Here is a 17,634-nt window from a genome sequence, read left to right as displayed (position 1 = left end):
CACTGTGCTGCCGAAGTCACTGGGCTTCCGGCAGCGGCGCCCGCACGGAGTTCGGCAGCGGTTCCGGGAGCGGTCCCGTGCTCGTGTCCGAGTTGATCCGCTTGAGGAGAATTTCAGCGCTGATCAAGCACATCGGAAGTCCGATGCCCGGGATAGTGGTTCCGCCGGCGTAGAACAGACCGTCGACCTTCGCGGAGGCGTTGGAGCCGCGCAGGAATGCGCTCTGCCGCAGGGTGTGCGCCGGGCCGAGGGCCCCGCCGCGCCAGGAGTTGAGGTCGTCGGCGAAGTCGCCGGGTCCCACCGTGCGGCGCACCACGATCCGCTCCGCCAGGTCGGGAATGCCGGCCCAGTCGCTGAGCTGTTTGACGGTGTCATCCGCGATCTTCTCGATCGCGGCCGAGCCTTGGCCGTTGATCCCGCCGTGGCCGAGGCCCGGGTCGGCGGGGATCGGCACCAGCAGGAACATGTTCGTGTAGCCCTCAGGGGCGACTCCCGGGTCGGTGGCACTGGGCATACAGGCGTAGAAGGAGGCCGGCGAGGGCACGCTGGTCTTCTTGCCGAAGATACGGCCGAAGTTCTCGGCCCAGTCCCTGGTGAAGAACAGGCTGTGATGTTTCAGCTCGGGCAGGTCTCCCTTGACGCCGAGCATCACGAGCACGGCGCCCGGACCGGAGACGCGTTTCCGCCACCAGCGCTCGGGGTAGGTCTGCGCGGATGCCGGCAGCAGCTCGGTCTCCGTGTGGTGCAGGTCGGCGGCCGAGACGACCGTGTCGGCGTCGAGGGTGACACTGGTGCCGTCGCCCGTGCGATAGCTGACCCCGGCGACGGCGGTTGCGGCGCCCGGGGTGGTGTGGATCGCCGTCACAGTCGCCTCGGTGATCACGGTCACGCCCTGAGCTTTCGCGATGTCGGCGATGCTGTCGATCAGCCGAGTGAACCCACCCTGCGGGTAGAGCACGCCGTCGGCCATGTCGAGGTGGCTCATCAGGTGGTACATCGACGGGGTCTGGTCGGGCGAGGAGCCGAGAAACACGGCTGGGTAGCCGAGGATCTGGCGCAAACGGTGGTCCTTCACATAGCCGGCCACGAACTTGTCCAGCGGCTGCAGCAGCAGTCGGGCCAACCGACCGAGCCGCTTCAGGACATCCGGAACCAGCAGGGGTGTGAAGGAGGCGAAGCTTGTATACAGGAACCGTTTGACTGCCATGTCATATGTCTCTTTGGCCGAGACGAGGTAGCGGTCGAGGGCCGCGCCCGCACCGGGTTCGAGGCTTTCGAACAGACGGATGTTGTCGGCCCGCTCGGTCGCGATGTCCACCGGCTCCGTCGTGCCCTCGAAGAAGACCCGGTAGCCCGGGTCGAGGCGGGTCAGGTCGAGCTGTTCCGCGGAGGATGTGCCGAACAGCCGGTAGAAGTGGTCGAACACCTGCGGCATCAGGTACCAGGACGGCCCGGTCTCGAACCGGAAGCCGTCGACGTCCCAGAAGCCGGCCCGGCCGCCGAGGGTGGCCTGCGCCTCGAGCAGGGTGACCTGGTGGCCGTCCCGGGCCAGCAGCGCGGCGCTGGCCAGTCCGGCGATGCCGCCGCCGATGACAACGGTGTGCCTGGTCGGTGCGCTCATCGCTTCCACGCTCCCGGTCCGAACGATGCGGTGAGTGCAATCATGATTTTCTCCGGATCCGGCACCCGTACCCGGGCGCTCATCAGTTCTCGCGCGGGGGTGACTCGCAGCTTCGCCGACAAGCGGGCGAAGAGGTGGTGTGCAGCGGTGACCGCGCGGCGGCTCCCCACCGGGAGCATGGGCAACACGCGGGCCGCCGCGTCGAGGTCGGCGTCCATGTCGTCGAGGAGTTCGTTCTTCTGTGTTTCGGTCATGGTCAGCAGGTTCACACCGGGAAAGTAGTTGCGGCCGAGGGCGTCCCGGTCGGCGGCGAGGTCGCGCAGGAAGTTGACCTTCTGGAAGGCCGCGCCGAGGCTCCGGGCACCGGCCTCGAGAACCTGGAGCTCATCGGTCGTGCACCGCGTGTCCTGCACGAAGCAGCGCAGACACATCAGCCCGATCACCTCGGCCGAACCGTAGATGTACTCGGCCACTCCGGCCGCGTCGAACGGCGACGGGTCGAGGTCCCGGCGCATCGAGGCGAAGAAGGGTGTGGTCAGGCTGGTGTCGATTCCGGCTTCCCGGGCGGTCGCCGCGAAGGCGTGCACGACCAGATTGGTGCTGAAGCCCGACCCCATCGCCTGGCTGGTCTCCCGTTCGAGCGCGTCCAGCAGGTCGCGCTGGCCGTCCACGTTCACGCCGGCCTGGCTTGCGGCGCCGTCCACGATCTCATCGGCGACCCGGACCAGGGCGTAGATGGTGCGCACCTGGCTGCGCACGCGCGGCTCGAGGAGACGGGCCGCGAGGCCGAACGAGGTGGAATAGTGGCCGATGACCGTGGCGGAGCTGGCCCGGGCCGCGGCGTTGTACTTCGCGATGCCGGTGTGGTCTTCGGGGCTGTCACGTTTCATCGGCTGCGATTCACGGCGGTGCCTGCCAGGGTGGTGAGCAGCGCGCGCAGGGGCGCCGGTACGGCGGCCGTGTCGAGCGCGGCCACGGCGCGAGTGCAGTGGTCGGTGGCCAGCTCATCCGTTGCCTGCAGGGCACCGCAGTCACGAAGCAGGCCGCGCACGGTGTCCGCTTCCGCCTCGGTGAGGTCGGCCTTGCCGATGAAGGGGGCGATCTCTGGCCAGCCGCGGGTGGTGCCCGCGTGGGCGATCAGGGTCGTCTGCTTGCCTTCCCGCAGGTCGGTGAGCACGCTTTTGCCGGTCTTCTCCGGGTTGCCGAAGACCCCGAGAACGTCGTCGGTCAGCTGGAAGGCCACGCCGATCAGGCGGCCGTAGGCGCCGAGCACGTCGATCGCCTCGGCCGAGCCGCCGGCCAGGATGGCGCCGGCCTGCAGGGGAGCCTCGAACGAGTAGACCGCCGTCTTCTGCTCCAGGGTGGAGATGACCTGGGCCACCGTGAGCGGATGCTTCGACGCGGCGTTGGTGACGTCCGCCAGTTCCCCGGCAGCGGAGACGAACACCGCTCGATCGAGCAGGTCGAGCAGGCGGCCGCGCAGTTCGAGCTCGACCGGCAGCATCGCGAGGGCGCGGTGGGCCTCGCTCAGCGCCAGGTCGCCGGCCAGGATCGCGGCCGTCGCGGCCCACGCCCCGGCCTGGTCGCCGGCTCCGTGGGCGAGGGCGCGCTCGGTGAACTGCCCGGCGATGTTGGCCACGCCGCGGCGGGCGAGGTCGTGGTCGATCACGTCGTCGTGGATCACGAAGGCCGTGTGCAACAGTTCGAAGCTGACCGCGACCGGAGTGGCCAGTGTGAGGTCGGTGCCGCCGAGGCCGGTGAACGCAGCCAGCACCAGTGCGGGGCGCACACGCTTGCCGCCGCTGCTGGCCTGCTCGAGAGAGTCCCAGAGCGCGACATAGTGTTCGCCGTAGTCGCTGGCACGCAGGCGGGCGGCGGCGAAAAAACGCTGCAACTCCGTCCCTACCCCGAGCGCCTGGATTTCATGCATCGAAACTGGTCAATTCCTGGAGCTGCAGCCCCAACCAGGGGCTGAACGCCCACGGGGCGTCCCGCACCGAGCGCTGCAGGGCGGCCGGCTCCACCCAGGCAAATTCCATGACCTCGTCCGGGTTGGGTACGGGTTCGCCGGTGGCGCGGGCCAGGTAGACGGGGCAGATCTCGTTCTCGACGATGCCGCTGCTGTCGACGGCGCGGTAGCGGAAGTCAGGCAGGGTGACCGTCAGGTGCGCAATCGAGAGTCCGAGCTCGAATAGCGCGCGCCGCTCGATGGCAGCGGGAAATTCCTCGCCCGGGAGCGGATGGCCGCAAAAGGAATTGGTCCAGACGCCCGGCCAGGTTCTCTTCGACAGGGCGCGTCGGGTGACGAGAACCTCGCCGGCCGGATTGAGCACGTGGCAGGAGAAAGCGAGGTGGAGCGCGGTGTCTGTGTCGTGCACACTGAGCTTCGGGGCCGTGCCGATTTCGCGGCCGGACTCGTCCAGCAGGACCACGAGTTCTTCGAGCACTTCGACCGGCCGCATTAGCCATCCCTTCGGGTGATTCAGTCAAGATACCGGAAAAATACCTAATCTGATTAGCCAAATGCGAGGCTAGCACGGGGCCCTGTCCGAACCGTCCATTGAGGGGCGTCGGGAGGCCCGCACGGCATCCGTCGGCCGCACGCTTAAACTCGTGGGGTGCCCACCCCCGCTGCAGACCATGTCAACGCCCTTCTCGCCTCGTACCAGGATTTTCCGCAAGTGGGCATCCTCTTCCGCGACCTCAACCCGGTGTTCGCCGACGCCGCCGCTTTTCGAGCGCTGATCGACGAGCTCGCCGGCCGGTTCCAGGGTGAATTCGACGCGGTGGCCGGCATTGAGGCCCGCGGCTTCCTGCTGGCCGCGGCGATCGGCTACGCGGCGGATGTCGCCGTGCTCGTCGTGCGCAAAGGTGGCAAGCTCCCCGGATCGGTGCTGAGCGAGGAGTACGACCTCGAGTACGGCTCGGCCTGCCTCGAGCTCGAGATCGGCCAGCTCGCGCCGGGTTCCCGCGTGCTGGTCGTCGACGACGTGCTGGCCACCGGCGGCACGATCGCCGCGACCGCCCGGCTCATCGAGCGCGCCGGCTACCGCCTGACCGGCGTCGGCGTCGTGCTGGAGCTGACCGAACTGGTCGGCCGAACGCGCCTCGGCGACGCTCCTGTGCACGCCATCGTCGCCCTCTAGCCCGCCCAGGTACCCACTCGGCGCGGCTCGCTCGTCGTGGCGCACCCTTCGAAAGCCGGCACACGTCCTACCGTGCGCCACCATCCAAAGCCTGCGCCGCGAGTCGAATGCAACTCAACACGGTGCGTATTCACGGGACCGTGGCGCATGCTTGAGCCATGAGCACAAACGGTGACGGGTGGGTGTACGGGCCCGACGGCCGCAAGTTTTGGGGTCTTTTCGGGGCGGCCGGCCTGCTCGTGCACCACGAGGAGCTGGGGGTGCTGCTGCAGCACCGCGCGCTTTGGAGCCACCAGGGTGACACCTGGGGGCTGCCCGGCGGGGCGCGCCACGAACACGAGAGTGCGCTCGAAGCGGCTCTGCGGGAGGCCCGCGAAGAGGCCGGCGTGCCCCCGGAGCTGGTCTCCGTGCAGTTCAGCTCCGTGCTCGACCTCGGTTTCTGGTCGTACACGACGGTCGTGGTGCGCGCCACGAAGCGCTTCGAACCCGTGATCAGCGACCAGGAGAGCATCGCGTTGCGCTGGGTACCGCGCCACGAGGTCGACGCGCTGCCGCTGCATCCGGGCTTCGCCACCAGCTGGCCGGCCCTACTCGCCCGCCTCTGAACCCGCACCGCCATTAAACCCGCACCACCTCGCCCGGTGACTTGTCCGGCCGCCAACCGCGCCAGACCGGGTGGCGCGCTCGCCCCGTGCTGGTCCATTCGGAGAATTCCACCTCGCCCACCAACACCGGGCGCACCCACCGCGCATCGCGGGCGCCGGCGGGCGGGATGCCGGTGAAGGGGTTGTCCACCGCAGCGATGGCATCCAGTCGCGCCCGCAGGTCCTCGAGGTCTGCGTCCCGGAACCCGGTGCCGACCCGGCCGATATAGGTCAGCGTGTCTCCGTTCGGAATCCCCAGGAGGAGGGAGCCCACGGTGTCGGCTCGGCGCCCGTTGCCCGGTCGCCACCCGCCGATCACCGCCTCCTGGGTGCGATGGTGCTTGATCTTGATCCACGATCGGGACCGCCGACCGGCCTCGTAGCGCCCGTCCCGGGTCTTGGCGACGATCCCCTCGAAGCCGAGCTCGCTGCTGGTCGCCACGGCCTGGGTGGAGTCGCCCGTGAAGACCGGCGGCACCTGCACCGCACCGGACCCGGTGACAATCTCCTCGAGCACGCGGCGCCGGGCCGTGTACGTCAGGTCGAGCAGCGGCTCCCCGTCACGTTCGAGCACGTCGAAAGCCAGAAACCGCACCGGGGTGGATGCCTCGGCCGCTTCGATCTGTCGGCGACCGGTCAGGCCCAGCCGCGTCTGCAGCAGCCCGAAGTTCGGCCGCCCGCCCGCGTCCATCGCGACGATCTCCCCGTCGAGCACCGCAAAGTCGGCCGAAACCGCTCCCGGCAACGCGCGCACCAGCTCGGGATACGCGTGCGTGATGTCGCTGCCGTTCCGGGTGAACAAGCGCACGTCCGGGCCTAGGCCGGCGGCTCCGAGATAGGCGAGCGCGCGGATGCCGTCCCACTTCATTTCGTAGGTCCACTCGTCGTCTTCGGACAGGTCGGCGATGGAACCGGGCGTGGCAAGCATGGGCCCGTATTGTGTTCGGCGTGCGGACCGGCCGCCCGTTTTGGCCGTCGCGCCCGCCCCGGTGCCCACGTCCCCGGCCCGCCGGGCCGGCCGTGTCTTCATCAGGTGGATCAGCCAGTTCCGGTCGGCCACGTCCGTGCCCTTCGTGCGGATCAGGGCAAAGCGCCGCGTGCCACCGAGCCTGCCGCCCGGTTCGCCGTGCAGCACGGCGATCACCTCGTCATCCCGCCACTTCTCCAGCTCGTAGCTGCCGTGGTCCCAGATGCTCATGGTGCCGGCCCCGTATTCGCCGGCCGGGATATCACCCTCGAACGTGGCGTATTCGAGCGGATGGTCCTCGGTGCGCACGGCGAGCCGATTCTTCGCCGGATCGGTCGGCACCCCGCGCGGCAACACCCACGACGTCAGCACCCCGTCGTGCTCGAGCCGAAAGTCGTAGTGCAGGTTGCGGGCGTGGTGCTCTTGAATGACGAATGACCGACCCCCGGATGCGTCCGGCGCACCGGTCGGCATCGGCTCCGAGGTGCGGGAAGCGTCTCGTTTGCCGAGGTAGACGGCCAGCGCACCGGCTCCCGCCCCGGCGCCTTTACCGGTCTCGTCACCGGCACCACCGGCATCCGTGGTGCCCCGGCCGGAATGTGCCTCGAGCAGCGCGGCCAGCGGGTCCCCGCTACGCTGCACCCGGTGCATCGCCTGCTTGTAGTCGATCTGTGCGAGCCCGGGGGAGGCCAGTTCCCGCCAGGTGCGCGGCATGGCCACCATCGGATGCAGCGTTCCGCGCAACGAATACGGGGTGATGGTCGTCTTGTGGGCGCTGTTCTGGCTCCAGTCCACGAACACCCGCCCCGGTCGATGAGCCTTCTTCATATCGCTGACGATGAGGTCCGGATGGTCGGCTTCGAGCGCGCGGGCCAGCTCGTGTGCGACCTGGGAGACCTGGTCCGAGGTGTGCGTGAGGTCCAGCGGTGCGTAGAGGTGGATGCCCTTCGACCCGCTGGTGACCGGCAGCGGGTCCAGGCCCATGTCCCGCAGGATGGCCCGGGCCAGACGGGCGACCTCCGCGCACTCGTCGAGGGTGACCCCGTCGCCGGGGTCCAGGTCGATCACCAGTCGGTCCGGGTTGCGCGGGCGTCCACCCCGGCCGAACTGCCACTGTGGAACGTGGATCTCCAGCGCCGAGATCTGGGCGAGCCAGGTCAGCGTCGCGAGGTCGTTGACCAGCGGGTACTCGCTCACGTGGTTCGAATGCTGGATCGGCCGGCGTTTCACCCAGCTCGGCGTCGCCTGGTCCAGGTTCTTCTGGAAGAACACGTGTCCGGGTGCGTCCCGGGTGCCCACACCGTGTACCCACCTCTTCCGGGTCGCCGGGCGGTTCGCGGTGTGCGGGATCATCACGTCGGCGATGAACGCGTAGTAGCCGAGAACGTCGGCCTTCGTGGTCCCCGACTCCGAGTAGAGCACCTTGTCGAGATGCGTGAGTGTGATCCGGTGTCCGCCGACGGTGACGACCTGGCGGGAGTCAGGGGAGGGCGGCCGCTCGTTCATAGCTCCAGCATGCTCTCGCGGCCACAGCGTGCCTAGCCCTCTCGGCGCACCGGGTGTGTACTGAAGTGATGAGATCGATCTGGAAGGGCGCGATCACCTTCGGGCTGGTCAATGTGCCCGTCAAGGTCTACAGCGCCACCGAAGACCACGACGTCGCCCTGCACCAGGTGCACGACGCCGATGGCGGGCGCATCCGTTACCAGCGCCGGTGCGAGCGCTGCGGACGGGTCGTCGACTATGCGCACATCGACAAGGCCTGGGACAGCGGCGACAAGACGGTTGTCATCACCGACGAGGATCTGCGCACGCTGCCGGCCGGGAGAAGCCGCGAGATCGAGGTCGTCGAGTTCGTGCCGAGCGACCAGCTCGACCCGATCATGTTCGAGCGCAGCTATTTTCTCGAACCCTCCGGCTCACCCAAGGCCTACGTTCTACTGCGGCGTGCGCTCGACGCCACCGACCGCACCGCGATCGTGCGGTTCGCGCTGCGGCAGAAGACCCGACTCGGTGCCCTCCGGGTGCGCGGGGACGTGCTGCTGCTGCAGTCGCTGCTGTGGGGCGACGAGGTGCGGGCCGTTGAATTCCCGATGCTCCAGGAGTCGGTGCGCATCTCCGCCCAGGAGCTCGAGCTTTCGGCCGCACTGGTCGACTCCTTCGCCGCCGAGTTCTCGCCGCAGGATTTTCGGGACGACTACCAGGACCAGCTCCGCGAACTGCTCGAGGCGAAGCTCGCCGCGCGCGAAGCCCTCGACACCGAGCTCACCTTCGGCCGCGAACCCCGGGAAGGCGAGGAAGGCGGGGGAGAGGTGCTCGACCTGATGGAGGCCCTCCGCCGCAGCGTGGAGCGCAGCCGCGGCCAGGCGAAGCCGGGCGCGTCGGATAAATCCGAGAAACGCGCCGACAAGGGGCATAAACGGGTGTCGGGAAACTGACGAGGCCGCATTCCGGTTCGGCCGCCGCGTCGGTAGACTCGATGATTGTGACAGGGGCAGAGGGAACCGGCGTCAGCTCAAAGGTGATCACCCTGCCCAATCTGCTCAGCATGCTGCGCCTTGCGCTGGTGCCGGTCTTTCTGGTCGTGTTGGTGCGGGGAGAGGATGCCTGGGCGCTCCTGGTGCTGATGGTCGCCAGCCTCACCGATTTCCTCGACGGCTACCTGGCCCGGAGGTTCGGCCAGATCACGCGGCTCGGCCAGCTGCTCGACCCGGCCGCCGACCGGCTGTACATCTTCGCCGCCCTCCTCGGACTGGCCTGGCGCGACCTAATGCCCTGGTGGATCGTCCTGGTCATCGTGGGACGGGACGTGTTCCTGCTCGGACTCGGCGTCATCCTCGCGAATTACGGATTCGGGCCTCTGCCCGTTCACCAGCTCGGCAAGGTCGCGACCTTCTGCCTCTTCTACGCCCTGCCGATGATCATGCTGGGAGAGGCCTTCCCCACGGTGTCCTGGTGGTCGCTCCCGGTGGGCTGGGCCTTTGGCATCTGGGGAGCGTTTCTTTACTGGTGGGCAGGCATAATCTACGCCGTCGAGACCGTCCGGGTGATTCGCATTCCGCGGGCAATTCAGCCCGTTCCATCCGATACGCTGGAGGACCAGGAGGTGTACGGTGAACGATTCCAAAAAGACGAATGAACCCCAGCGCAAGGCCGCGCCCGATAACTATTCCAATACCGACACGACGATGACGTTCGGGCAGGAATTCGCGGCCCAGCTGGCATCACTCGACGGTGACGTCACGGCCGAAGAACAGGAAGCCATCGCGGCTCTGCCCTCCGGCTCGGCGCTGCTCGTTGTCCGGCGCGGCCCGAACGCCGGCGCTCGTTTCCTGTTGGATGCGGACGTGACCACTGTGGGCCGTCACCCCAATGCGGACATCTTCCTCGACGACGTCACGGTATCTCGTCGGCACGCGGAGTTCCTGCGCCACGAATCCAAGTTCGAGGTGAAAGACCTGGTGTCCCTCAACGGCACGTATTTCGACGGGGTCCGCATCGACACCGCGCTGTTGCACGACGGCGCCGAAGTCCAGGTCGGTAAGTTCCGGCTGACGTTCTACGCCTCGCGGCACGACCTCAAGCTTCAGGCGAGCGAGTAGTGCCCGCGTCCGCAGCCCAGGCCAGAGCGCCGGGCGCGACGTCACTGCTCAGCATCGGACAGGTGCTTGCCCGGCTCACGCCGGAATTTCCGGAACTGACCCCGTCCAAACTTCGGTTTCTGGAGGAACAGAGACTGGTCGCGCCGGCGCGCACGGAGTCTGGCTACCGCAAATTCTGCGCCGGTGACCTGGACCGGCTGCGCCTGGTCCTCTCCATGCAGCGCGATCACTACCTCCCCCTCAAGGTCATCCGGGGCTACCTGGCCGACCTTGACGCGGGCCTCTCGCCGACCCTGCCCGGCGGGGTGACGCCGGGACCGTCGATGCTGTCGATCGCCCGCCGGCTGGACCGCGACGAACTGCTGCGCGAAGCAGGGGCCTCCGCGATGCTGCTGCACGACGCCGTTTCCGCATCGATCATCCTGCCGGCCGACTTCTACGGCGACGACGCGCTCAGCGTGCTGCGGGCCCTGGTCGAACTGCAGCGCAGCGGAATCGAGCCCCGCCACCTGCGCGGATTCCGTGGCGCGGCCGAACGCGAGCTCGGCCTGATCGAGAGTGCCCTCGTGCCGCTCTCCCGCCGTAAAGACGCATCGAGCCGGGCTAAGGCCGCCGAAATGGCGGTCGAGATCGCCGGCCAGCTCGAAGTGATCCGCGGCAGTCTGATCCGTTCTGCCCTGGGGCGCCTGACCAAGTAGTCGAGCCCGACACGCCAATTTACTCGACCGGATGTCGTTGATCAGGACGGTCCGCCTCGGTAGCGTGGATGCAGCGATCATCCGTATCGCAGACCCACCTCCGAGAGGCCATCGTATGAGCGAGCTGAATCAGCGTGACGATGCCTCGCGCTACGGACTCGGCCTTCTCTTCACCGACGGAATGCCCGAGCTCGACGACAACCTCGGCTACCGTGGCGCCGTGGCGGCCCGGGCCGCCGGAATCAGCTACCGTCAGCTCGACTACTGGGCCCGCACCGACCTGGTCCAGCCCACCGTGCGCGGTGCTGCCGGCTCGGGTTCCCAGCGTCTCTACGGCTTCCGGGACATCCTGGTTCTCAAACTGGTCAAGCGGCTCCTCGACACCGGCATCTCCCTGCAGCAGATCCGCACCGCGGTGAACCAACTGCGCGAGTCGGGGGTTAGCGACCTCGCCCAGACCACCTTGATGAGCGACGGCGCCAGCGTCTACCTGTGCACCTCCGACGATGAGGTCATCGACCTCGTCAGCCGCGGTCAGGGCGTGTTCGGCATCGCCGTGGGCAAGGTGCTACGCGAGGTCGAGACGAGCCTGGTCGAATTGGAGACCCTTCCGATTGACCCGTCGGACGAGCTGTCCCTTCGCCGGGGCAGCCGCAAGGTCTCTTAGCGGAGCGTTCACACGCAGTCGACACGATCGGCTGACGCTGTGCGGCTGACACTAACAGGTCAACCTATCCGGTCAACGTTGTCCGGCTGACGCTCCCTGGCTAGTGCTGTTCCGCGTACTCGCCGATGCGGGCCGTGCGCAGCACGCGTTCGAGCAACTGATCGAAGTAGCGCGCCATTTCCTGGGCGCTGTCGCCGGGCCAGGTGTGCAGCGGCTTCGCTGCGCCCTGCGCCTGCTGAAGCGAGGTGCGTTCCGGCAGTTGCGGGCTGAGTACGAGCGGGCCGAACATGTCGCGGAGTTCCTTGATCCGGAACTGGTGCTCGAGAGACGCCACGCGGGCACGGTTGACGATGATACCGAGCGGCTGCAGACGAGGGCTGAGTCCGCGGCGGATCTCTTCGATCGCGCGCAGCGCCCGGTCGGCCGCGGCCACGGAGAACAGGCCGGGTTCGGTGACCACGGCAACGCGGTCACTGGCCGCCCACGCGGTGCGGGTAAGGGCGTTCAGCGACGGAGCACAGTCGATCAGAACCAGGTCGTAGTCCTTTTCGACCGTGGAGAGTGCCTCTTCGAGCTTCCAGATGTCGCGGATGCTCGGGTGCGGCCCGTCGAAATTAATGGCCGACGGGCTGCCGATCATCACGTCGATGGTGCCGGGGCGGCCGCGCGTCCAGCCGCTGGGAACGATGGCGGCGCGAACGACCTTCTCCTTGGGAGAGGCGAGCACATCGGCGATGTTGAGGTGGCCGGTGACCTCGATGTCCATTCCGGTTGACACATCCGACTGCGGATCAATGTCCACCACCAGGGTTCGCACGCCGCGGGCGAAGGCAGCGGACGCCAGACCCAGGGTTACCGTGGTCTTGCCTACTCCTCCCTTGAGGGAGCTAACGCTTAGTACGTGCACAAGTAGATACGTTACCTTCACTAGTCTTGGAGAACCTAACCGTCAGCTGTGCGCGACGTCACGCTTGAAAGGTCTGCATGTTTACGAAAATTCTTGTTGCCAACCGCGGGGAAATCGCGATCCGGGCTTTTCGGGCGGCTTATGAGCTGGGTGCCAAAACCGTGGCGGTGTTCCCTTTCGAGGACCGCAATTCGCTGCACCGCCTGAAGGCCGACGAGGCGTACCAGATCGGCGAACCGGGACACCCGGTGCGCGCCTATCTCACGGTGAGCGAGATCATCCGGGTGGCCAGGGAGAGCGGAGCCGATGCCATCTACCCCGGTTACGGCTTCCTTTCGGAGAACCCCGAGCTGGCCCTCGCGGCCCGCCAGGCCGGCATCACCTTCATCGGCCCGGGCGAGCACGTGCTCGAGATGGCCGGCAACAAGGTCACCGCGAAGGAGCACGCCATCGCGGCGGGCGTTCCGGTGCTGGGGTCCAGCGCGCCCTCACGCGACGTCGACGAGCTGATCGCCGCGGCCGACGATATCGGGTTCCCGATCTTCGCCAAGGCCGTCGCCGGCGGCGGCGGCCGCGGCATGCGCCGGGTGGCTCAGCTGAGCGATCTCCGCGGCTCCCTTGAGGAAGCCATGCGCGAGGCCAACAGCGCGTTCGGCGACGCGACCATGTTCCTCGAGCAGGCCGTACTGCGGCCGCGTCACATCGAGGTCCAGATCCTGGCCGATGCTTCCGGCGAGACCGTGCACCTGTTCGAACGCGACTGCTCCGTGCAGCGCCGCCATCAGAAAGTCATCGAGATCGCTCCGGCGCCGAACCTCTCTGACGAGATCCGCCAGCGTCTGTACGCCGATGCGGTCGCCTTCGCCCGCTCGATCGGCTACGTGAACGCGGGCACGGTCGAGTTCCTGCTCGACACGGTCGGCGAACGCGCCGGCCAGCACGTGTTCATCGAGATGAATCCGCGCATCCAGGTCGAGCACACCGTGACCGAAGAGGTGACGGATGTCGACCTCGTGCAGTCCCAGATCCGCATCGCCGCGGGCCAGACGCTCCGTGAGCTCGAACTCACGCAGGACAAGATCGTGTTGCGCGGGGCGGCCCTGCAGTGCCGCATCACCACCGAGGACCCGACCATGGGATTCCGCCCGGACACGGGCAAGATCACCACCTATCGCTCGCCCGGCGGCGCCGGCATCCGGCTCGACGGCGGCACAATCAACCCCGGTGCCCAGATCAGCCCGCACTTCGACTCGATGCTCGCCAAGCTCACCTGCCGGGGCCGGGACTTCCCGTCCGCCGTGACCCGATCCAAGCGCGCCCTGGCCGAGTTCCGTATCCGTGGCGTGTCCACGAACATCTCGTTCCTGCAGGCCGTGCTCGACGACCCGGACTTCGCGTCCGGCAACCTGAGCACCTCCTTCATCGATGAGCGCCCGGAGCTGCTGCGCGGCCGCGCCTCCAAGGACCGCGGCACGAAGATCTTGAATTGGCTCGCCGACGTGACCGTCAACAAGCCCAACGGGGTGCCGCTGACCCTGCTGAACCCGGCCGAGAAGCTGCCGAAGCTCGATCTGTCCGAACCGGCTCCGGCCGGCTCCCGCCAACGGCTCCAGCTGCTCGGCCCGGCCGGCTTCGCCGCGGACCTGCGTGCCCAGACCGCCCTGGCCGTGACGGACACCACTTTCCGCGACGCCCACCAATCACTGTTGGCAACCCGGGTGCGCACCCGCGACCTCGTCGCCGTGGCCCCGTATGTGGCCCGGATGACCCCGGAGTTGCTGTCGATCGAGGCCTGGGGCGGCGCCACCTATGACGTGGCGCTGCGCTTCCTCGGCGAAGACCCCTGGGAACGACTGGCGTCGCTGCGAGAGGCCCTGCCGAACATCAACGTGCAGATGCTGCTTCGCGGCCGCAACACGGTCGGTTACACTCCGTACCCGACCGAGGTGACCGATGCGTTCGTGCGCGAGGCCGCCAAAACAGGCGTCGACATCTTCCGCATCTTCGACGCCCTCAACGACGTCTCGCAGATGCGCCCGGCCATCGACGCCGTGCTGGCGACGGGCTCCTCCATCGCCGAGGTCGCGCTCTGCTACACGGGCGATTTGCTCGACCCGGCCGAGAAGCTTTACACCCTGGACTACTACCTCCGGCTCGCGGAGCAGATCGTGGAGTCCGGCGCGCACATCCTCGCGATCAAGGACATGGCCGGCCTGCTGCGCCCCGCCGCAGCCGAGAAGCTCGTCACCGCCCTGCGGTCGCGCTTCGACCTCCCGGTGCACGTGCACACTCACGATACTCCGGGCGGCCAGCTCGCCACGCTGCTCGCGGCCAGCCGCGCCGGCGCCGACGCGGTCGACGTGGCCAGCGCCCCGATGGCCGGCACCACCAGCCAGCCGTCGGCGTCGTCCCTCGTCGCCGCGCTCGTCCACACCGAACGCGACACCGGCATATCCTTACAGGCCGTCTGCGACCTCGAGCCGTACTGGGAAGATGTACGCCGGGTCTACCATCCCTTCGAATCCGGTCTGCGCGCGCCCACCGGCCGCGTCTACAAGCACGAGATCCCCGGCGGCCAGCTGTCCAACCTGCGTACGCAAGCGGTCGCGCTCGGCCTCGCCGACGACTTCGAACTGATCGAGGACATGTACGCCGCGGCCAACGACATCCTCGGCCGGGTGCCGAAGGTGACGCCGTCCTCCAAGGTGGTCGGCGACCTCGCCCTCTACCTCGCCGCCGTGCGTGCCGACCCGGCCGACTTCGCTGAGAACCCGGGCAATTACGACGTGCCCGACTCCGTGATCGGCTTCATGGCGGGGGAGCTGGGCGACCTGCCCGGCGGCTGGCCCGAGCCCTTCCGCAGCAAGGTTCTCGCCGGGCGCAACGTCCGCGTCGGAATCACCGAGCTCACCCAGGAGGAACGCGCGGCCTTGGGCAGCGACGGCCTCACCTGCCGAATGATGCTGAACCAGCTGCTCTTCCCGGCGCCCACGCGCCAATTCGAGCAGATCCGGGAACTCTTCGGTGACCTGTCCGTGCTCGACACGGTGGACTACCTCAACGGTCTCCAGCAGGGCATTGAGCACGCGGTCGAGATCGACAAGGGCGTGCGCCTCTACGTCGGGCTTGAGGCCATCGGCGAGGCCGATGACAAGGGCATGCGCACCGTCATGACCACGCTGAACGGACAGCTCCGACCCGTGTTCGTGCGGGACCGCAACATCACGGTCAGCATCAAGGTCGCCGAAAAAGCGGATGCCAACCGGCCGGGCCAGATCGCCGCGCCGTTCTCCGGGGTGGTCACCCTCCAGGTCGAGGAGGGCGACACCGTCGAGGCCGGGCAGGCCGTCGCCTCGATCGAGGCCATGAAAATGGAGGCCGCGATCACCTCGCCCATCGCGGGAAACATCGAACGGGTGGCCGTGCCGCGAACCCAGCAGGTCGACGCGGGCGATCTGCTGGTGGTGGTGCGTCCACGCTAGGCTTGGTGCGATCTATCGACGAAGGGACTGATCTTTTTGTCAGATAAGCGCACAGGCGCCGAGGCGTCCGGTCCGGACGCCTCCATCGAGCCTCTCGCCGAGCCGGGAGACGAGTACCATAGCGAACTACCGCCGCACACGATCGTGAACCTGGCGGCGGCCCTGCCGGAGAACCTGAAACGCCCGGCTACGCACACGATCGAGATCAGCACCCCGGCCGTGGCGCGCGCCGATCGGTTGTCCGCAGCCGTCACGGGGGCGGTCCGCGCCCTCTCCGGTCCGGCCGTGAGCGACGCCGTTCCGCACACCCGCCGGGAGAGTCTGCGCCCCGCCGGCGGACCGGCCCCCGAGTCCGCCGCCATGCTCACGCCCGATCGGCTGCTGGCCGTCAACCGTCGCACCAAACCGCCGCCCCGCGGAGCCTGGAACAGTTTCGTCTACTCGGCGACCCTGCATCTGGTGAACCTCGGCGACTCGGCCACGGTGCGCGCCTCCAAACAACTCGACGCGCGCATCCGCAAGGATTTCGAGGGCGGCACCCGCTTCGTGCCGATCCTCACCCGCAAGGGCGGGGTCGGCAAGACGACCGTCACCGCACTGATCGGCATGGCCCTGGCCGATGCCCGCGAAGACCGCATCATCGCCGTCGACGCGAACCCCGACCGGGGCACCCTCTCCGAGCGGGTCACGAAACAGACCCGGTCCACCGTGCGCGACGTGGTCACGAAGGCCGCGTCCATCGGCGGCTATACCGATTTCTCGTCGCTGGTCTCCCGCGACGCGACCCGACTCGACATCCTCGCATCCGACACCGACCCGCTCCTCTCCGAGGCCTTCGACGAGAACGACTACAACGTCGTCGCCGACCTGGCGGCGCGGTACTACTCGATCATGCTCACGGACTGCGGCACCGGAATCGTGCACTCCGTCATGCGTGCCACGCTGCAGCGGGCCGATTCGATCGTCATCGTCTCCGGGGGCAGCATCGACGAGGCGCGGCTGGCGTCCGAAACGTTGACCTGGTTGGAAGCCAACGGCTACGGCGACCTGGTTCGCAACGCGGTCGTCGCGCTCAACACGGCGACACAGGGCACGAATCTGGTGAAGCTGGAAGAGATCGAATCGCATTTCCGCTCTCGGGTGCGGGAGATCGTGCGCATCCCCTGGGACCCGCAGCTCGCCGCGGGCAGCATCATCTCCTTCGACGATCTGAAGCCCATCACCCGGCTCGCGGCCCGCACCCTCGCGGCCGTCGTCGTGGAGGGTCTTCCGGCCGACCGCGGCGTCTAAACCGATCCGGTACCCCTGTACCCCCGCATCCATGACTTGGAGTCACCCTTGCCCGAGCGCCAGATCCGTCTCTTCGGAGATCCCGTCCTCAAAACCGTCTCCGACCCGATCGGCACGATCGACGCCCGGGTGCGGAGCCTGATCGAGGACTTGGTCGACAGTGTGCGACTGCCCGGCCGGGCCGGCGTCGCGGCCTCCCAGATCGGCGTGAATCTGCGCGCATTCAGTTTTAACGTCGATGGCGAGATCGGGTACATCCTCAACCCGGTCCTCGTGGAGGTCTCGGGGGAGCCCGAGCTCGTCGACGAGGGCTGCCTGTCGGTGCCGGGCCTCTGGTATCCCACGAAACGGTACCCGTTCGCCCGGGCGACCGGCATCGACCTCGACGGCACGGCGGTCGAACTCTCCGGGTCCGGGATCATGGCCCAGGCCCTGCAGCACGAGACCGACCACCTCGACGGTTTGCTCTACCTGGACCGCCTCGACAAGGAGAACCGGCGGGCCGCCATGAAAGAGGTCCGCGCGTCGAGCTGGTTCTGACCCCAGTCGTTCGGGTCCGAGGCCCTAAAGGGCCTCCGCCCCCCCCCACGAATTCGACGGAGATTTTGCC

Annotated in this window: 16 protein-coding genes; 10 read left to right on the top strand and 6 right to left on the bottom strand. The window is 67.9% G+C overall.

Translation table 11 applies throughout. From position 1 onward, the window contains the following. Positions 1 to 16 precede the first annotated feature (16 nt). From crtI to idi, 4 genes are read right to left on the bottom strand one after another with little or no spacing between them, the layout of a single operon-like run. Complete coding sequence (gene crtI / locus E3O47_RS01935; RefSeq protein ID WP_134419393.1) at positions 17 to 1,621, bottom strand: phytoene desaturase family protein; 1,605 nt, start codon at positions 1,619 to 1,621, stop codon at positions 17 to 19. Continuing rightward, the gene (locus tag E3O47_RS01930) at positions 1,618 to 2,511 is read right to left on the bottom strand and encodes a squalene/phytoene synthase family protein (RefSeq protein ID WP_134419392.1); all 894 of its coding nucleotides are present in this window, start codon (positions 2,509 to 2,511) and stop codon (positions 1,618 to 1,620) included. Before E3O47_RS01930 ends, crtI begins: the two co-directional genes overlap by 4 nt. Next, a complete protein-coding gene (locus E3O47_RS01925; protein ID WP_104099327.1) occupies positions 2,508 to 3,551 on the bottom strand; it encodes a polyprenyl synthetase family protein in 1,044 nt (347 codons plus the stop codon). Before E3O47_RS01925 ends, E3O47_RS01930 begins: the two co-directional genes overlap by 4 nt. After that, a complete protein-coding gene (gene idi / locus E3O47_RS01920) occupies positions 3,544 to 4,083 on the bottom strand; it encodes an isopentenyl-diphosphate Delta-isomerase (RefSeq protein WP_134419391.1) in 540 nt (179 codons plus the stop codon). Before idi ends, E3O47_RS01925 begins: the two co-directional genes overlap by 8 nt. Before the next feature lie 156 nt (positions 4,084 to 4,239). Here idi and E3O47_RS01915 point away from each other — a divergent pair, with 156 nt between their 5' ends. Beyond that, positions 4,240 to 4,767, top strand: coding sequence for an adenine phosphoribosyltransferase (locus E3O47_RS01915; protein ID WP_104099329.1), 528 nt, complete (start codon positions 4,240 to 4,242; stop codon positions 4,765 to 4,767). Between the two features lie 158 nt (positions 4,768 to 4,925). Next, entirely contained in the window at positions 4,926 to 5,372 is a 447-nt protein-coding gene (locus tag E3O47_RS01910; protein WP_104099545.1) for an NUDIX hydrolase, read from the top strand. A 13-nt stretch (positions 5,373 to 5,385) separates the two neighbouring features. On the opposite strand, the gene E3O47_RS01905 is transcribed toward E3O47_RS01910, so the two are convergent. Continuing rightward, positions 5,386 to 7,884 (bottom strand): ATP-dependent DNA ligase, encoded by a 2,499-nt coding sequence (locus tag E3O47_RS01905; protein WP_134419390.1) that lies wholly within the window; start codon positions 7,882 to 7,884, stop codon positions 5,386 to 5,388. A 68-nt stretch (positions 7,885 to 7,952) separates the two neighbouring features. Here E3O47_RS01905 and E3O47_RS01900 point away from each other — a divergent pair, with 68 nt between their 5' ends. The 5 genes from E3O47_RS01900 (at position 7,953) to E3O47_RS01880 (ending at position 11,345) form a co-directional block, all read left to right on the top strand. Continuing rightward, positions 7,953 to 8,816 (top strand): Ku protein, encoded by an 864-nt coding sequence (locus E3O47_RS01900; protein ID WP_134419389.1) that lies wholly within the window; start codon positions 7,953 to 7,955, stop codon positions 8,814 to 8,816. A 47-nt stretch (positions 8,817 to 8,863) separates the two neighbouring features. Beyond that, positions 8,864 to 9,517 carry a CDP-alcohol phosphatidyltransferase family protein gene (locus E3O47_RS01895; protein ID WP_255409007.1) on the top strand — a complete coding sequence of 218 codons (654 nt, stop codon included), beginning with the start codon at positions 8,864 to 8,866 and terminating at the stop codon, positions 9,515 to 9,517. 49 nt (positions 9,518 to 9,566) lie between these two features. Then, positions 9,567 to 9,980 carry an FHA domain-containing protein gene (locus E3O47_RS01890; RefSeq protein ID WP_104099541.1) on the top strand — a complete coding sequence of 138 codons (414 nt, stop codon included), beginning with the start codon at positions 9,567 to 9,569 and terminating at the stop codon, positions 9,978 to 9,980. Next, complete coding sequence (locus tag E3O47_RS01885) at positions 9,980 to 10,678, top strand: MerR family transcriptional regulator (protein ID WP_104099540.1); 699 nt, start codon at positions 9,980 to 9,982, stop codon at positions 10,676 to 10,678. The genes E3O47_RS01890 and E3O47_RS01885 overlap by 1 nt, the downstream gene beginning before the upstream one ends. A gap of 115 nt (positions 10,679 to 10,793) precedes the next feature. Next, positions 10,794 to 11,345: a MerR family transcriptional regulator gene (locus tag E3O47_RS01880; RefSeq protein ID WP_104099539.1), complete on the top strand. Its 552-nt coding sequence runs from the start codon at positions 10,794 to 10,796 to the stop codon at positions 11,343 to 11,345. Positions 11,346 to 11,445: 100 nt separating this feature from the next. Here the strand turns inward: E3O47_RS01880 and E3O47_RS01875 are convergent, their stop codons facing one another. Then, complete coding sequence (locus E3O47_RS01875; RefSeq protein ID WP_134372980.1) at positions 11,446 to 12,252, bottom strand: ParA family protein; 807 nt, start codon at positions 12,250 to 12,252, stop codon at positions 11,446 to 11,448. A gap of 77 nt (positions 12,253 to 12,329) precedes the next feature. On the opposite strand from E3O47_RS01875, the gene E3O47_RS01870 reads away from it, so the two are divergent. The 3 genes from E3O47_RS01870 to E3O47_RS01860 are packed head-to-tail and all read left to right on the top strand — an operon-like array spanning position 12,330 to position 17,564. Continuing rightward, positions 12,330 to 15,734: a pyruvate carboxylase gene (locus tag E3O47_RS01870; protein WP_104099537.1), complete on the top strand. Its 3,405-nt coding sequence runs from the start codon at positions 12,330 to 12,332 to the stop codon at positions 15,732 to 15,734. A gap of 36 nt (positions 15,735 to 15,770) precedes the next feature. Continuing rightward, positions 15,771 to 17,024 (top strand): MinD/ParA family protein, encoded by a 1,254-nt coding sequence (locus tag E3O47_RS01865; RefSeq protein WP_241976796.1) that lies wholly within the window; start codon positions 15,771 to 15,773, stop codon positions 17,022 to 17,024. A gap of 48 nt (positions 17,025 to 17,072) precedes the next feature. Further along, a complete protein-coding gene (locus tag E3O47_RS01860; protein ID WP_134419387.1) occupies positions 17,073 to 17,564 on the top strand; it encodes a peptide deformylase in 492 nt (163 codons plus the stop codon). Positions 17,565 to 17,634: the final 70 nt, after the last annotated feature.

The sequence above is a fragment of the Cryobacterium sp. TMT2-17-1 genome (assembly GCF_004402765.1).
In the GTDB taxonomy this organism is placed as follows: domain Bacteria; phylum Actinomycetota; class Actinomycetes; order Actinomycetales; family Microbacteriaceae; genus Cryobacterium; species Cryobacterium sandaracinum.
Note: the sequence above shows the minus strand (reverse complement) of the source record. Positions and strands in the feature narration are given on the sequence as shown.

Coding starts and splice junctions, on each gene's coding strand:
- E3O47_RS01900 (WP_134419389.1), top strand. CDS start 7,953: ATGAGATCGATCTGGAAGGGCGCGATCACCTTCGGGCTGGTCAATGTG.
- E3O47_RS01890 (WP_104099541.1), top strand. CDS start 9,567: ATGACGTTCGGGCAGGAATTCGCGGCCCAGCTGGCATCACTCGACGGT.
- E3O47_RS01930 (WP_134419392.1), bottom strand. CDS start 2,511: ATGAAACGTGACAGCCCCGAAGACCACACCGGCATCGCGAAGTACAAC.
- E3O47_RS01910 (WP_104099545.1), top strand. CDS start 4,926: ATGAGCACAAACGGTGACGGGTGGGTGTACGGGCCCGACGGCCGCAAG.
- crtI (WP_134419393.1), bottom strand. CDS start 1,621: ATGAGCGCACCGACCAGGCACACCGTTGTCATCGGCGGCGGCATCGCC.
- E3O47_RS01905 (WP_134419390.1), bottom strand. CDS start 7,884: ATGAACGAGCGGCCGCCCTCCCCTGACTCCCGCCAGGTCGTCACCGTC.
- E3O47_RS01870 (WP_104099537.1), top strand. CDS start 12,330: ATGTTTACGAAAATTCTTGTTGCCAACCGCGGGGAAATCGCGATCCGG.
- E3O47_RS01925 (WP_104099327.1), bottom strand. CDS start 3,551: ATGCATGAAATCCAGGCGCTCGGGGTAGGGACGGAGTTGCAGCGTTTT.
- idi (WP_134419391.1), bottom strand. CDS start 4,083: ATGCGGCCGGTCGAAGTGCTCGAAGAACTCGTGGTCCTGCTGGACGAG.
- E3O47_RS01880 (WP_104099539.1), top strand. CDS start 10,794: ATGAGCGAGCTGAATCAGCGTGACGATGCCTCGCGCTACGGACTCGGC.